The organism is Bradyrhizobium sp. UBA2491, assembly GCF_002341725.1.
Taxonomy (GTDB): Bacteria; Pseudomonadota; Alphaproteobacteria; order Rhizobiales; family Xanthobacteraceae; genus Bradyrhizobium.
Window position 1 is genome coordinate 140,899 of sequence record NZ_DDOP01000081.1, and the last position, 13,770, is coordinate 154,668.

Consider the following 13,770-nt stretch of genomic DNA (forward strand, 5'->3'; position numbering starts at 1 on the left):
AGGTGCGGTGGGTCCTGGCTTTCGCCAGGACGACGCGGGGAGAGCTAAACCCGCACCGGCCCCAGCTCGTCAAAATGTCCGCGCCGTTGCAGCCAGGCCAGCAGGATCAGGCTCGGGATCGCGACCAGCACGCAGATCACGAAGAAGGTTTGCCAGCCGACCGCCTTGGCGACATAGCCCGCGCCCGATGACAGATAGGTGCGGCCGACCGCCGCGAGCGCGGTCAGCAGCGCGTACTGGGTCGCGGTGTGCAGCGGGTTGCGGCACAGCGCCGAGAGATAGGCGACGAAGATCACGGTGCCGATCGCGCTGGTGAAATTCTCCGCGGTGATCGCCAGCGCCAGCGCCCATTGATCGACGCCGACATGCGCGAGCCAGGAGAAGGAGAGGTTGGCGACCGCCTGCAACACGCCGCCGATCCACAGGCTCTGCGCAAGCGAATAGCGCCGCGCGACGAAGCCGCCGGCAAAGCCGCCGATCAGGGTTGCGGCAAGGCCGACACCTTTCACGATCGCGGCGTAATCGACCTTGGAGAAGCCGATGTCGATCACGAATGGCGCGGTCATGGTGCCCGAGAACGCGTCGGTGAATTTGAACAGCACCACGAAAGCGAGCGCCGCGAGGGCATCCTTGCGGCTGAGGAACTCGGAGAACGCGCCGAGCGCCGCGTGCAGCACGCGCTCGGCCGCGTTCTGCGCGTGCGTGGCGGCCTCCGCGCCTTTCGATTGGGTAGGCTCGGTCGCGGCCAGCGCGGTGACGATGCCGATCACGACCAGCGCGGCCATCACCACATAGCCCCACATCCACGCCGACGGACGCGCTATTCCCGCAGACTCGAATCCGCTGACGATGAACAGCGCGCCCGCGGTCGAGACCAGCATGCCGACGCGATAGGCCGCGACATAGGACGCCATGCCGGCGGCCTGCTCGCTTTCCGGCAGGCTTTCGACGCGGAAGGCATCGACCACGATGTCCTGGGTCGACGAGGCGGTGGCGACGAGGAGCGCGGCAAAGGCCGCGAACCACGGTGAGCGCGCCGGATCGGCCATCGCCAGCACCAGGATCGTCACGATCAGCAACAGCTGCGAGAGCAGCAGCCAGCCGCGACGGCGTCCGAAGATTTGCGTGAACAGCGGCACATGCAGCGCATCGACCAGCGGCGCCCAGAGGAATTTCAGCGTGTAGGGCGTGCCGATCAGCGCCAGCAGCCCGATGGTGCCGAGATCGACCCCGGCCTCCTTCATCCACACCTGCAACGTCGAGCCGGACAGCGCCAGCGGCAGCCCCGAGGAGAAGCCGAGCAGCAGCACGATCAGCACCCGCGGCTGCAAGTACACGGCAAAGCTGTCGCGCCAGGAGCTGGCGGCGGGCGGCGACTTTTCCGGTGTGGCGGCGGGGGCGGTCATCTATCCCATCGTGAGGTCATCGTCCGCGAAGGCGGACGATCCAGTACTCCGTGACGGCAGCGCCCAGCAACCGACGTCTCGGCGTACTGGATGCCCCGCCTTCGCGGGGCATGACAACACCTAGCCACTGGCGATCGTTGGATACAAGTCTTCCCAATTTGGATTGCCTTCTTCGATCAAGCGGATCTTCCACGCTCGATTCCACTTCTTCAGCCTCTTCTCACGGCGAATCGCATTCTCAGGATCATCGAATATTTCGAAATAAACCAGCCTCACGACGCCGTACTTCCCGGTGAAGCCTTCGACCAATTTCAGTTTGTGCTCGCCGACTCTTCGGATGAGGTCATTTGTCACACCGATGTGGAGCGTGCCGCCGATGCGGCTAGCAAGGATGTAGACGTAGAAGCTGCGCGTTCCCAATTGCGGCCTCTGGGATACTGGATCGCCCGATCAAGTCGGGCGATGACACCGAGTGGGTGGCGCGAGCGCCAAACAGACTTCTAAAGCGCCCCTCACTCCCCCGCCTGTAGCTTGCGCGGGGCAGGGAACAGCTCGGGTGTGCCGCTTTTGACGAAGCGCGGCACCTCGATCGGTGTCTCGGACTTGCTGAAATCGAGCTCCTCAATGCGGCCGGCGCGCTTCTCGATCTTGTCGGCGGAGATCAGGATCTGCCTGACGTCCTCGTTGACCTGTCCGAAATGGGTTTGCAGCTTCAGCACGCGATCGCGCAGGCGGCCGAGATCGTCGCCGAGATGCATCACCTCGTTGCGGATCTGGTCGGCGGCGTCGCGGATGCGGGCGTCCTTCAGGATCTGCTGCATCACCTGGATCGCCAGCATCAAAAGCGACGGCGACACCAGCACGACGCGGGCGCGATAGGCCTTCTGGATCACGTCGTCGAAGCCGTCATGGATTTCGGCATAGACCGATTCCGACGGCACGAACATCAGCGCGGTGTCCTGGGTCTCGCCCGGGATCAGGTATTTCTCCGCGATGTCGCTGACATGCTTGAGCACGTCGGTGCGCAATCGCTGGCTGGCGAATTTGCGCTCCTCGTCGCTGCGTGCATCGTGCAGCGCGGTCATCGCCTCCAGCGGAAATTTGGCGTCGATGCAGAGCGGGCGTTGGTCGGGCAGGAACACCACGCAGTCCGGCCGCTTGCCCGTGGTCAGCGTGTACTGGAACTCGAACGAGCCCTTCGGCATGCCGTCCTGGACGATCGCTTCCATCCGTGCCTGGCCGAACGCGCCGCGCGACTGCTTGTTGGCGAGCACGTCGCGCAAGGTCGTGACCTGGGTGGTGAGCTCGTTGAGGTTCTTGTGGGCGTGGTCGATGATGCCGAGCCGCTCATGCAGCACGCGCAGCGAATCCATCGTGTTGCGGGTGGATTGTTCCATCGACTGGCCGACCCGGTGGGTCACCGAATCCAGCCGCTCGTTGACCGCGCGGGCCATCTCGGCCTGGCGGCCGGCCAGCGCCTGCGCGAAGGCGTCGACCTTGGCGTCGACCCGCCCGGAGGATTCGCTCTGCGCCCGCAGCATGTCCGCGAGCCGTTCCTCCAGCTCATCGGCGCGAATGGCCTGGGCCATCGCCAGTTCCGCGCCGCGCCGGCTGCCGCGCGCGATCACCACGGCGATCGCAAACAGCAGGATCAGCGCCAGCGCGCCAAGGCCGATCAGGGCGTCGGAGACGCGGACCGGAAGGTCGCCAATCGTGAGCAGAATCTCGTTCATGCCGCCAGTTGTAGCCGATTCGCGGCCGGGCACGAACGAAGAGGGAACGTTTGCGGTAAATGATGTCCTGATTGGCCTGGTTAAGCTCGCGTAAAGAAACGTGGTTAACGTTGTCTGAATGGGTTCCGGGGCGCATTGACCCCATGAGGTCACCGGCTTAAATCGCCGCCATGGCTTTAAGAGAAATCATCATCCTGCCGGACAAGCAGTTGCGGCTGGTGTCGAAACCGATCGAGAAGGTGACGCCGGAGATCCGCAAGCTCGCCGACGACATGCTCGAGACCATGTATGACGCGCCCGGCATCGGGCTGGCGGCGATCCAGGTCGCGCAGCCGCTGCGGCTGATCACCATGGACCTCGCCAAGCGCGACGAGAACGGCGAGACCACGCCGCAGCCGCGGGTGTTCATCAACCCGGAGATCATCTCGCATTCGGAAGAGCTGTCGGTCTACGAAGAGGGCTGCCTGTCGATCCCCGAATATTACGAGGAGGTCGAGCGCCCGGCGCGGGTGCGGCTGCGCTTCATCGACCTCGACGGCAAGCTGCATGAGGAAGATGCCGAGGGGCTCTACGCCACCTGCATCCAGCACGAGATCGACCATCTCAACGGCGTGCTGTTCGTGGACTATCTGTCGAAGCTGAAGCGCGACCGCGTGTTCAAGAAGTTCGAGAAGGCCGCCAAGCGCGCGGCTGAGTAGCAACGCTCATTCGCCGTCATGCCCGGGACAAGCCCGGCCATGACGGAGACCTCCAACTCCTTCCGAGCTTGACCGCATGCCTCTTCGCCTGATCTTCATGGGCACGCCTGATTTCGCGGTGCCGACGCTGCTGGAGCTGGTCGCCCATGGCTATGAGGTCGTGGCGGTCTACACCCGCGCGCCAAAGCCCGGCGGGCGGCGCGGCCTGCAATTGCAGCCGACGCCGGTCGAGCAGGAGGCGCGGCGGCTCGGAATTCCCGTGCTGACGCCGAAGACGCTCAGGACCGCGGAGGCGCTTGAAGCGTTTCGCGCCCACGACGCCGATGCCGCCGTCGTCGTGGCCTATGGCATGATCCTGCCGCAGGCCATTCTCGATGCGCCGAAGCTCGGCTGCTTCAATCTGCACGCCTCGCTGCTGCCGCGCTGGCGCGGCGCCGCGCCGATCAACCGCGCCATCATGGCCGGCGATGCCGAGAGCGGCGTGATGGTGATGAAGATGGATGTCGGCCTCGACACCGGCGACGTCGCGATGGCCGAGCGGCTGCCGATCACCGACAGCATGACGGCATCCGACCTGCACGACGCGCTGGCGCCGCTCGGCGCCGATCTGATGGTGCGGGCGATGGGCGCGTTGCAGCGTGGCGGCTTGCAGCTGACCGGGCAGAGCGAGGATGGCGTCACCTACGCGGCCAAGATCGAGAAGGCCGAGGCGCGGATCGACTGGACGCAGCCGGCGCACGCGGTGCTGCGGCACATCCACGGGCTGTCGCCATTCCCCGGCGCCTGGTGCGAGCTCGCCGGCGAGGGCGAGCCGGTGCGGCTGAAGATCCTGCGCTGCGAGCTGGCGAAAGGTTCGGGCCAGCCCGGTGACGTGCTCGACGACAATCTTGCGATCGCCTGCGGCGACGGCGCAGTGCGGATTCTCGAGCTGCAACGCGCCGGCAAGGGACCGATGAAGGCGGCGGACTTCCTGCGCGGCACGCCGCTGAAGCCGCCTGCGCGGCTGAGCTGATGCCGCGCTACAAGCTCACCATCGAATATGACGGCACGCCGTTCTCCGGCTGGCAGATCCAGGACACCGCGCCGACCGTGCAGGGTGCACTGGAGACGGCGGTCAAGGCGATCTGCGGCGAGGACGTGCGTGTGCATGGCGCGGGGCGCACCGACGCCGGCGTGCATGCGCGCGGCCAGGTCGCGCATTGCGACATCGTCAAGCACTTCCCGCCGGGCCGTTTTCGCGACGGGCTGAACGCGCATTTGCGGCCCGATCCGATCGCCGTGCTCGCGGCCGATATCGTGCCTGACGATTTCGAGGCGCGGTTCTCGGCGATCAAGCGGCATTATCTCTATCGCATCACCAACACCCGCGCGAACCTCGCGCTCGATGTCGGCCGGGTCTGGCGCGTCCCGCGCGCGCTCGATGCTGATGCGATGCATGACGCCGCGCAGCGCCTGCTCGGCAAGCACGATTTCACCACCTTCCGCGACACCGAGTGCCAGGCCAAATCGCCGGAGAAGACGCTCGATCAGCTCGACGTCACCCGCGACGGCGATGCGATCAATATCGTGACGTCGGCGCGCTCATTCCTGCACAGCCAGGTGCGCTCGATGGTCGGGTCGCTGGTCTGGGTCGGCGAGGGGCGCTGGCGCGCCGACGATCTCGCCGCCGCGCTCGCCGCCCGCAACCGCGCCGCCTGCGGCCCTGTCGCCCCGCCCGACGGGCTCTATCTGATGCGGGTGGATTATTAGGCGAGGTCGACTGCGTAGGATGGGTAGAGCGCAGCGAAACCCATCATGTGCGCCGCGGCTTCGAAGCGATGGGTTTCGCTACGCTCTACCCATCCTACGGGCTACCTACCGCATCTGGTATCGGTAGATCGCTCGTGACCACAACGCCTACTGTGCATGGGGTTGTTTTTCGACTTTTTGTCCAGCCAGCCGGCCGGATCACGCGAAATACCGCTCCAGCACGCCGCGATAGATCCTGGTCAGCTGCTCCAGATCGGCGACCGGCGTGCGCTCGTCGATCTGATGCATGGTCTGGCCGACCAGGCCGAACTCGATCACCGGGCAGTAGCTCGAGATGAAGCGCGCATCCGAGGTGCCGCCCGAGGTGGAGAGCTCCGGCTTGCGGCCGGTGATCTGCTCGATCGCGGCGACCGCGAGGTCGGTGAACGGGCCGGGCTTGGTGACGAACACGTTCGAGTTCGAGGGCATCCAGTCGATGTGGGCGCGGATGCGGTTGCCGCAGGCCTTCGCCAGCCGTTCGTCGACCAGCTGCCGCAGGCTCTCCTGCGTATGATTGTCGTTGAAGCGGATGTTGAATTTGGCCCGCGCCTGGCCGGGGATCACGTTGCCCGCGGTGTTGCCGACATCGACGGTGGTGAATTCGAGGTTGCTGGCCTGGAATTGCGCGCTGCCGTGATCGAGCGGCTCGTCGCTCAGCGCCACGATCAGCCTGGAGATGTCAGGCACCGGGTTCGAGGCGCGGTGCGGATAGGCGACGTGGCCCTGCACGCCGTCGACGACCAGCGTACCGGATTGCGAGCCGCGCCGGCCGATCTTGATCATGTCGCCGAGCACCTCGACATTCGACGGCTCGCCGAGCACGCAATGGTCGAATTTCTCGCCGCGCTCGGCGCACCATTTCAGCAGCTTGACGGTGCCGTTGATCGAGACGTCCTCCTCGTCGCCGGTGATCAGGAAGGAGATCGAGCCCTTTGGTTGACCGTCGTGCTCCCTGAGATATTGCAGCACCGCGGCGACGCTGCAGGCGATGCCGCCCTTCATGTCGACGGCGCCGCGGCCGTAGAGATAGCCGTCCTTGACCTCGCCGGAGAATGCGCCGAGCGTCCACGCCGCTTCATCGCCGGGCGGCACCACGTCGGTATGCCCGGCAAAGGTGATATGCGGCGCCGAGTTGCCGATGCGGGCGTAGAGATTGTCGACATCGGCGGTGCCGGGCTCGGAGAAGGTCACGCGATGGACCTCGAAGCCTGCGGTTTTCAATAAATTTTCGAGAACGCCAAGCGCGCCGGCATCGGCCGGGGTGACGGACGGGCAGCGAACCAGATCGCGGGTAATCGAGACAGCATCACTCATGCGTTCCGCTTAACACGTCACGGCGCGGATGGGCCAGCCTTGTTCGCTGTGTCGCAGCCGCCGATCAGTCCCGCAGCAGCTCGTTGATGCTGGTCTTGGCGCGGGTGCGCTGGTCGACGCGCTTGACGATCACCGCGCAGGCGGTAGCGGGTCCCGGCTGGCCGTTCTTCAGCGGCCTGGCCGGCAGCATGCCGGGCACCACGACGGCATATTCCGGGACTTCGCCGACGAAGATCTCGCCGGTCTCGCGATCGACGATCTTGGTCGAGGCGCCCAGGAACACGCCCATCGACAGCGATCAGGGCTTCAGCCGCTGCAAGAACCCGGTGAGGTCGTCGGTGACATAATCGACATGAGCAGCGTCGCGGCCTTCGAGCTCCCAGGTCTCGCGTACCACCTCCCGGCTGCCGTCGGGCACCACCAGCACGGTGGTCATGCCGAGTTCATGTGGCACCACCAGGTTGCGCGCGAGGTCCTCGAACATCGCGGCTTTCGCCGGATCGACGTCGTGCAGCCTGAGGAATTTCTGGTAGGTCTGCGGCGCCGGCTTCGGTTCGAGATCGGCGGCGATGATGTCGAACACGCCGTCGAAATGGTTGCCGATGCCGAGCCGGCCCAGCACCGCATCGACATGGTCGACCGAGCCGTTGGTCAGAATCAATTTGCGCCCGGGCAGCTTTTCGATCGCGGCTCCCATCGCCGGATTCGGCTCGAGCGGCGAGTGGTCGATCTTGTGCACATAGGCGAGATAGTCGTCGGCCTGCACGCCATGCTCGGTCATCATGCCGCGCATCGTGGTGCCGTAGCGCAGGTAATAGTCCTTCTGTAGCCGCCGTGCCTCCTCGGGCGAGATGTTCAGCCAGTTGCTGACGAATTCGCCGATCCGCGCGTCGACCTGCTGCCACAGATTGACATGGTGCGGGTACAGCGTGTTGTCGAGATCGAACACCCAGGTCTCGACATCGGAGAAGTTGCGCGGAGTTTTCATTATGTCCCTCCAACGTTCAGCGCGAACGTCGCCATGCTCTCCGGCGTCGTCCTGGCGCAAGCCAGGACCCATACCGCGGAATCCATCAATAAGGCGCGATGCCCGTCGTTCTTCGCCAAACGCAGTCTTGTGGTTATGGGTCCTGGCTTTCGCCAAGACGACGGTGATGTATGTGGCGCCGTTATCTTCATCACGGCATCGCGAAGCGCAGCGTCTTGCCGCCGCTGGTCATGTCGACGGTGGTGAAGCCGAGCGCGGTGAGGCCGCGGGTGGCGCAATCGCCCTGCTCGTTGACCTCGAACTTGCTGTCCCGGGTGCATAGCTGCACCGCGCCGCCCCAGTTCAGCGGCTTATCCTTGATGCGGATGGCGCGGTTGTCGCTGTCGACCGCTTCGGCGAAGGAATAGATCTGCTTCGGCGTGCCGGTGACGTCGGGGTGCAGGCACGTGCCGGGGTCGATGCGATACCAGCCGCGGCTGGTCACCACCTTGCCGTCGTCGGTCGCGACCGCCGCCATCACCCTGTGCGGCGTGTCGTTGCACCAGGTCAGTCCCGATGGCGACGGCTTCTGCACGGCATCGATCATGGTGGCGAAGAAATTCGGCGACTGCACGATGTCGCTGGCGAGCCCCCGGCTCTTGAGGAAGGCGGCGAGCGCAGCCTGTGTCTTCGGCCCGTCGACGCCGTCGATCGGCGCGGCGTCATAGCCCGCGATCACCAGCAGGCGCTGGATCGCGGCGAGCCGGGCCTGCTCGTCGTCATATTCGCTGTCTTCGGCGAGATAGGCGACGAGGTTGCCGTCATCGGTCTGGGTCGGCGTGATCTGGGTGAACTGCGCCGGCGTCTGGCCGGAGCGACACTGGCGCGCGGCGGCGATCACGAAATTGTCCTGCGCGACGCACAGCGTGTCGGTGCCGTTCTGCGGAATCGGCGAGGCGCCATAGACGCCGAGCGCACGCGCGTTGAGCAGCACGCGGTCGGCGGTCAGTGCGCCCTGCACCACCACGCGGCAGGTTGCCGGATCGATCCGGAACCAGCCGCGGGTCGCGGTCGCGGCCTTGTCGTCGATGCCGATCGCGGCCTCGATCACGTAGCTCATGCGGTTGCAGAGCTTGAGGTCGGCATGGGCCGGCGCCGACGAGAACAGGAACGACACCAGCGCGGCCGGCAGCGACATTGCGAGCCGCGCCGCCGGTGACCGGCGAGGGCGCCTCGCCGTGTGTCCCGCGCCTGCCATTACTTATGGATCAGCGTGCCGGTGCCCTGGTTGGTGAAGAGCTCGAGCAGCACCGCGTGCTGCGTCTTGCCGTCGATGATGACGACGCCCTGCACGCCCTGTTCGAGCGCGTAGATGCAGGTCTCGACCTTCGGGATCATGCCGCCGGAAATCGTACCGTCGGCGATCAGCTTGCGTGCCTCCTTGATCGACAGGTCCGGAATCAGCTTCTTGGACTTGTCGAGCACGCCGGGCACGTCGGTCAGCAGCAGCAGGCGCTTGGCCTTCAGCGCGCCCGCGATTGCGCCGGCGAAGGTGTCGGCGTTGATGTTGAGAGTCTGGCCGTCCTTCGAGGTCGCGAGCGGCGCCAGCACCGGAATCAGCTCATAGCCGATCAGCTGGTTGAGCAGCGTGAGGTCGACCTTTTCGGGATCGCCGACGAAGCCGAGATCAACCGCCTTCTCGATGTGGGAATCCGGGTCGACCATGGTGCGCGTCGTCTTCGACGCCTTCACCATGTTGCCGTCCTTGCCGGAGAGGCCCACGGCGCGGCCGCCGGCCTCGTTGATGTAGCCGACGATCTGCTTGTTGACCGAGCCCGCCAGCACCATCTCGACGATTTCGATGGTTGCTGCGTCGGTGATGCGCAGGCCGGCGGCGAATTCGGACTGGATGCCGAGGCGCTTCAGCATGGTCGCGATCTGCGGGCCGCCGCCATGCACCACCACCGGATTGATCGCGGTCTGCTCCAGCAGCACGATGTCGCGCGCGAATGCCTTGGCGGTGTCCTCGGCGCCCATGGCATGGCCGCCATATTTGATGACGATGGTTTCCTCGTCATATTCCTGCATGTGCGGCAGCGCCTCGGACAGGATGCGGGCCTGATCGAGCGGGCTGATGTGCTGGTCGGTCATGGGGCTGGTCTCATCGTCAGCGGAGGGACGGGCGCGGTTCTATCTGATTGCTGGGCAGGGCGCAAAGCGTCTTGACCCTCTCCCCTTGTGGGAGAGGGTCGCTTCGCGCAGCGAAGCGGGGTGAGGGGTCTGTCTCCGCGGATAGAAACCTCTCATCCGGCGTGCACTGCGCCCACGCTACCTTCTCCCACAAGGGGAGAAGGAAGAATGGCCGTTATGAACCCTTCGGCCAGATTGCCGCGACCGCCAGCACCAGCCAGCTCAAGATCAGCAGCGTTCCGCCGGTCGGTGCGGCCATCGGAAACAGGCCATGGCCGGCATATTGGCGCAGTGCGAGGTCGCCGGCGAACAATGACGCGGCGATGACGAAGCCGCCCGCCGCCGTAACGCCGAGTCTGGCATGGATGATCGCACGGTCGGCCACCGCAACGGTCGCGATAGCGGCGGATGCATGGAACAGAAGCATCGAGGATGCTGCCGCCAGCCGCGTGGCGTCCGGCAGATGGGCCGCGGCCGCCGCCAGCATCACGCCGCAGGCGCCCATGAGGGCGGCCAGGCCGATCAGGGGACGGAATATCCCGGTCATCGGCGCCGCTCCTCGATCAGGCGCACCATGGCGGCGCGCAGCTCCGGCATGCCATCGCCAGTACGCGACGAAGTCACCAGCACTTCGGGGAACGCAGCGGGATGCTTTGCGAGCTTGGCAATGGTGTCGGCGGTGACGGTCTTGAGTTCACCGGGCTTAACCTGGTCGGCCTTGGTCAGCACCACCTGATAGCTGACCGCGGATTTGTCCAGCGTCTTCAGCACATCGAGATCGACATCCTTGATGCCGTGGCGGGCGTCGATCAGCACATAGACCCGCGCCAGCGTCGCGCGCCCGAGCAGGAATTTGTGGATCAGCGCCGTCCACGACGCCACCTTGGTCTTCGGCGCCGAGGCGTAGCCGTAGCCCGGCATGTCGACCAGGCGGAAGCCCGCGTTCTCCGGGCCCTCGAAGAAGATCAGTTCCTGGGTGCGGCCCGGCGTATGCGAAGTGCGTGCGAGCGCACTGCGGCCGGTCAGCGCGTTGATCAGGCTCGACTTGCCGACATTGGAGCGGCCGGCAAAGGCGACCTCGAGGCCGGCCATCGGCGGCAGCGTTTCGATCGAGGGCGAGGCCCAGATGAAGCGCCAGTCGCCGGCGAACAGTTTTCGGCCCTGCTCGATCAGCTCCGCATCGGGTTCGGTGGTCATCGAAGAGTCCAGTTCGTCTTGGCCGGGACAGATCCGACCGTCAGGTCAATGTCCTGCTACCCTCCAATACGTTGATGCCCGGCACAAGGCCGGGCATCAAGCATTGATAGGGCGAGGCTGCCGAAAGCTAGGTTGCCTTTTTTGTCTCAGTCACGCTTTTTTTTTGAAACGTCGACTTCAGATTGTCGAACAATTCCACCTTCACGCCATTCTTGCGCATGATGAAGCTCTGCTGAAGCACCGACAGCGTGTTGTTCCAGGCCCAGTAGATCACGAGACCCGCCGGGAAGCCCGCCAGCATGAAGGTGAAGATCAGCGGCATCCAGTCGAAGATCATCTTCTGGGTCGGGTCCGGCGGCGCCGGGTTGAGCTTCATCTGCACCCACATCGTGATGCCCATGATGATCGGCCAGATGCCCATCACCAGATAGGCGCCGAAATGCGGTCCGAGCAGCGCGATCGGATCGAACGGGATCAGCCCGAACAGCGTGAACAGGTTGGTCGGGTCCGGCGCGGAGAGGTCCTTGATCCAGCCGAAGAACGGCGCGTGCCGCATTTCGATGGTGATGAACAGCACCTTGTAGAGCGAGAAGAACACCGGGATCTGCAAGGCGACGGGAAGACAACCGGCGATCGGGTTGATCTTCTCCTTCTTGTAGATCTCCATCATCTCCTGCTGCTGCTTCACGCGGTCGTCAGGATAGCGTTCCTTCAGCGCGGCAAGCTGCGGCTGCACCGACTTCATCTTGGCCATCGAGGCGTAGGACTTGTTGGCGAGCGGGAAGAACAGCAGCTTGACGATCACGGTCACCAACAGGATCGCGATGCCGAAATTGCCGACCAGGCGATAGAACCAGTCGAGCGCCAGGAACATCGGCTTGGTGATGAAGTAGAAATGGCCCCAGTCGATCAGGAGATCGAAATGGTTGAGGCCGAGCTGCTTGTTGTAGCCGCCGAAGCCGACCAGCGGGAAGTTGAGGCCGACGGTCGCGGCTTCCTTCGCGCCGGCGAACAGCCGCGCATTGGCGACGCCGGTGCCGCCGATCGGAATGGTCTGCGCACCGAGCATGTAGTCGGCCTGGTAACGCTTGTCGCCGGTGGTGAAGCGGGCGCTGTCGAGCGTCGCGTTGGTTTCCGGCAGCAGCGCGGTGGCCCAGTATTTGTCGGTGATGCCGAGCCAGCCGTCGGTGACCTTCGAGAACACGATGCCGCGCGAATTGCCGCCGGTCGGGGTCTTGGCCTCGTCGAGGTTCTTGTAGCTGTATTCCTGCAAGCCCTGTTCGCCGAGATAGCCGATCGGACCTTCATGCAGGATCGCGTAGCCCGAGACCGGCGGCTTGCCGCCGCGCGAGATCAGGGCGAACGGATACAGCGTCACCGGCGCACTGCCGAGATTGTTGACCTCGTCCTTGATGCTGAACAGGTAGCGATCGTCGATCGAGATGGTGCGCGTGAAGGTCAGCCCCTGGCCGTTGTCGTATTTCAGGACCACCGGGCTGCTCGGCGACAGGCTGTTCGAGCCTTCCTGCTGCCAGATGGTGTCGGCGTTCGGGGTCTTCACCGACGAGCCGTTGGCGGTCAGCCAGAGGAACTCGGCATAATAAGGCTCGGCGGTGCCCGACGGCGACAGCAGCACGACGGCCGGCGATTTGGGATCGACCGTCTCGCGGAACTGGACCAACGAGATGTCGTCGATCCGGGCGCCCTTCAGCGCGATGCTGCCGATCACGCGCGGGGTCTCGATCTTGATGCGCGGGCCGGCCTCGAGCACGGCTTCACGGCTTGCCACCGGAGCGTCGGCAGCAGGCGCTCCCGGGATCGGAGAGGGAGTCGCCGAGCTTCCCGGAGCGGCGCCAGGAACTGCGCCAGGCGTGGCACCCGGCGTTGCCTGCGGCGACGGCTTCAGCAGCTCAGCCTGCTTCTGCGCCTCGCGCTGCTTCTCCATCTGCGGCACGTTGTAGAAATATTGCCAGGCGATCAGGACGAGGCCGGACAGAATGACGGCAAGGATCGTATTGCGGTTGTCGGACATCTCTTAGGGTCTCGTCATTCCATTCGGATGGGGCGCGCTCTTGTTACCCGTCTTGTCGGTACGTGTCTTGTTGGTACCCGTCTTGGGCGCAGGCCGGTCGAGGCGGCGCAGCGCCGACCGCAGGTCGTCAATCATGGTCGCAAAGTCGCGGGTCAGCGCGTCACGGCGGCCGACTAGCACATAATCATGGTGCGGCCGCATGGATACGGCCTCGACCTGTTTCATCACTTCGCGAAGCCGGCGGCGGATGCGGTTGCGCTCGGTCGCGGTGCCATTCTTCTTGGTGACGGTATAGCCGACGCGGATCGGGCCCTGATCGTCGCGCCCACGGCCCTGTAGCACAAAGGCTGCGGTATTCGCCCGTGCGCCATTGGCAACGGCGAGGAAATCCGCCCGCTGCCTCAGCCGATCCATAATGGGTATCTCCGGAGAGGAGACGTCCGGG

14 protein-coding genes and 1 pseudogene are annotated in these 13,770 nt (G+C 65.0%); 3 read left to right on the forward strand and 12 right to left on the reverse strand.

All coding sequences use genetic code 11. From position 1 onward, the window contains the following. Positions 1-44 precede the first annotated feature (44 nt). From B2W55_RS28650 to B2W55_RS28660, 3 genes are all read right to left on the reverse strand, one after another. The gene (locus B2W55_RS28650; protein ID WP_024578805.1) at positions 45-1,406 is read right to left on the reverse strand and encodes an AmpG family muropeptide MFS transporter; all 1,362 of its coding nucleotides are present in this window, start codon (positions 1,404-1,406) and stop codon (positions 45-47) included. A 120-nt stretch (positions 1,407-1,526) separates the two neighbouring features. Further along, a complete protein-coding gene (locus B2W55_RS28655; protein ID WP_024578806.1) occupies positions 1,527-1,826 on the reverse strand; it encodes a GIY-YIG nuclease family protein in 300 nt (99 codons plus the stop codon). 92 nt (positions 1,827-1,918) lie between these two features. Further along, complete coding sequence (locus B2W55_RS28660) at positions 1,919-3,139, reverse strand: DNA recombination protein RmuC (protein ID WP_024578807.1); 1,221 nt, start codon at positions 3,137-3,139, stop codon at positions 1,919-1,921. 170 nt (positions 3,140-3,309) lie between these two features. Between B2W55_RS28660 and def the strand changes: the two genes are divergently transcribed. The 3 genes from def (at position 3,310) to truA (ending at position 5,586) form a co-directional block, all read left to right on the forward strand. Beyond that, positions 3,310-3,837 carry a peptide deformylase gene (gene def / locus B2W55_RS28665; protein WP_024578808.1) on the forward strand — a complete coding sequence of 176 codons (528 nt, stop codon included), beginning with the start codon at positions 3,310-3,312 and terminating at the stop codon, positions 3,835-3,837. 76 nt (positions 3,838-3,913) lie between these two features. Then, positions 3,914-4,849: a methionyl-tRNA formyltransferase gene (gene fmt / locus B2W55_RS28670; RefSeq protein ID WP_024578809.1), complete on the forward strand. Its 936-nt coding sequence runs from the start codon at positions 3,914-3,916 to the stop codon at positions 4,847-4,849. After that, positions 4,849-5,586, forward strand: a complete 738-nt coding sequence (gene truA / locus B2W55_RS28675; RefSeq protein WP_024578810.1) for a tRNA pseudouridine(38-40) synthase TruA — start codon at positions 4,849-4,851, stop codon at positions 5,584-5,586. Before fmt ends, truA begins: the two co-directional genes overlap by 1 nt. A gap of 198 nt (positions 5,587-5,784) precedes the next feature. On the opposite strand, the gene dapE is transcribed toward truA, so the two are convergent. The 9 genes and pseudogenes from dapE to rnpA form a co-directional block, all read right to left on the reverse strand. Beyond that, positions 5,785-6,939 (reverse strand): succinyl-diaminopimelate desuccinylase, encoded by a 1,155-nt coding sequence (gene dapE, locus B2W55_RS28680; RefSeq protein ID WP_024578811.1) that lies wholly within the window; start codon positions 6,937-6,939, stop codon positions 5,785-5,787. A 64-nt stretch (positions 6,940-7,003) separates the two neighbouring features. Next, positions 7,004-7,234 (reverse strand): annotated as a pseudogene (locus B2W55_RS28685) (2,3,4,5-tetrahydropyridine-2,6-dicarboxylate N-succinyltransferase); the annotation flags it as partial. A gap of 3 nt (positions 7,235-7,237) precedes the next feature. Continuing rightward, the gene (locus B2W55_RS28690) at positions 7,238-7,930 is read right to left on the reverse strand and encodes a pyrimidine 5'-nucleotidase (RefSeq protein ID WP_024578813.1); all 693 of its coding nucleotides are present in this window, start codon (positions 7,928-7,930) and stop codon (positions 7,238-7,240) included. Positions 7,931-8,117: 187 nt separating this feature from the next. Continuing rightward, positions 8,118-9,104, reverse strand: coding sequence for a DUF1036 domain-containing protein (locus B2W55_RS28695; RefSeq protein ID WP_024578814.1), 987 nt, complete (start codon positions 9,102-9,104; stop codon positions 8,118-8,120). Between the two features lie 59 nt (positions 9,105-9,163). Continuing rightward, entirely contained in the window at positions 9,164-10,057 is an 894-nt protein-coding gene (argB, locus tag B2W55_RS28700; RefSeq protein ID WP_021079576.1) for an acetylglutamate kinase, read from the reverse strand. A 214-nt stretch (positions 10,058-10,271) separates the two neighbouring features. Continuing rightward, complete coding sequence (locus tag B2W55_RS28705; protein WP_024578815.1) at positions 10,272-10,643, reverse strand: DUF423 domain-containing protein; 372 nt, start codon at positions 10,641-10,643, stop codon at positions 10,272-10,274. Next, positions 10,640-11,293 carry a ribosome biogenesis GTP-binding protein YihA/YsxC gene (yihA, locus tag B2W55_RS28710; protein ID WP_024578816.1) on the reverse strand — a complete coding sequence of 218 codons (654 nt, stop codon included), beginning with the start codon at positions 11,291-11,293 and terminating at the stop codon, positions 10,640-10,642. Before yihA ends, B2W55_RS28705 begins: the two co-directional genes overlap by 4 nt. Before the next feature lie 127 nt (positions 11,294-11,420). Next, positions 11,421-13,325, reverse strand: coding sequence for a membrane protein insertase YidC (gene yidC, locus B2W55_RS28715; RefSeq protein ID WP_024578817.1), 1,905 nt, complete (start codon positions 13,323-13,325; stop codon positions 11,421-11,423). A 3-nt stretch (positions 13,326-13,328) separates the two neighbouring features. Further along, the gene (gene rnpA, locus B2W55_RS28720) at positions 13,329-13,739 is read right to left on the reverse strand and encodes a ribonuclease P protein component (RefSeq protein ID WP_024578818.1); all 411 of its coding nucleotides are present in this window, start codon (positions 13,737-13,739) and stop codon (positions 13,329-13,331) included. Positions 13,740-13,770: the final 31 nt, after the last annotated feature.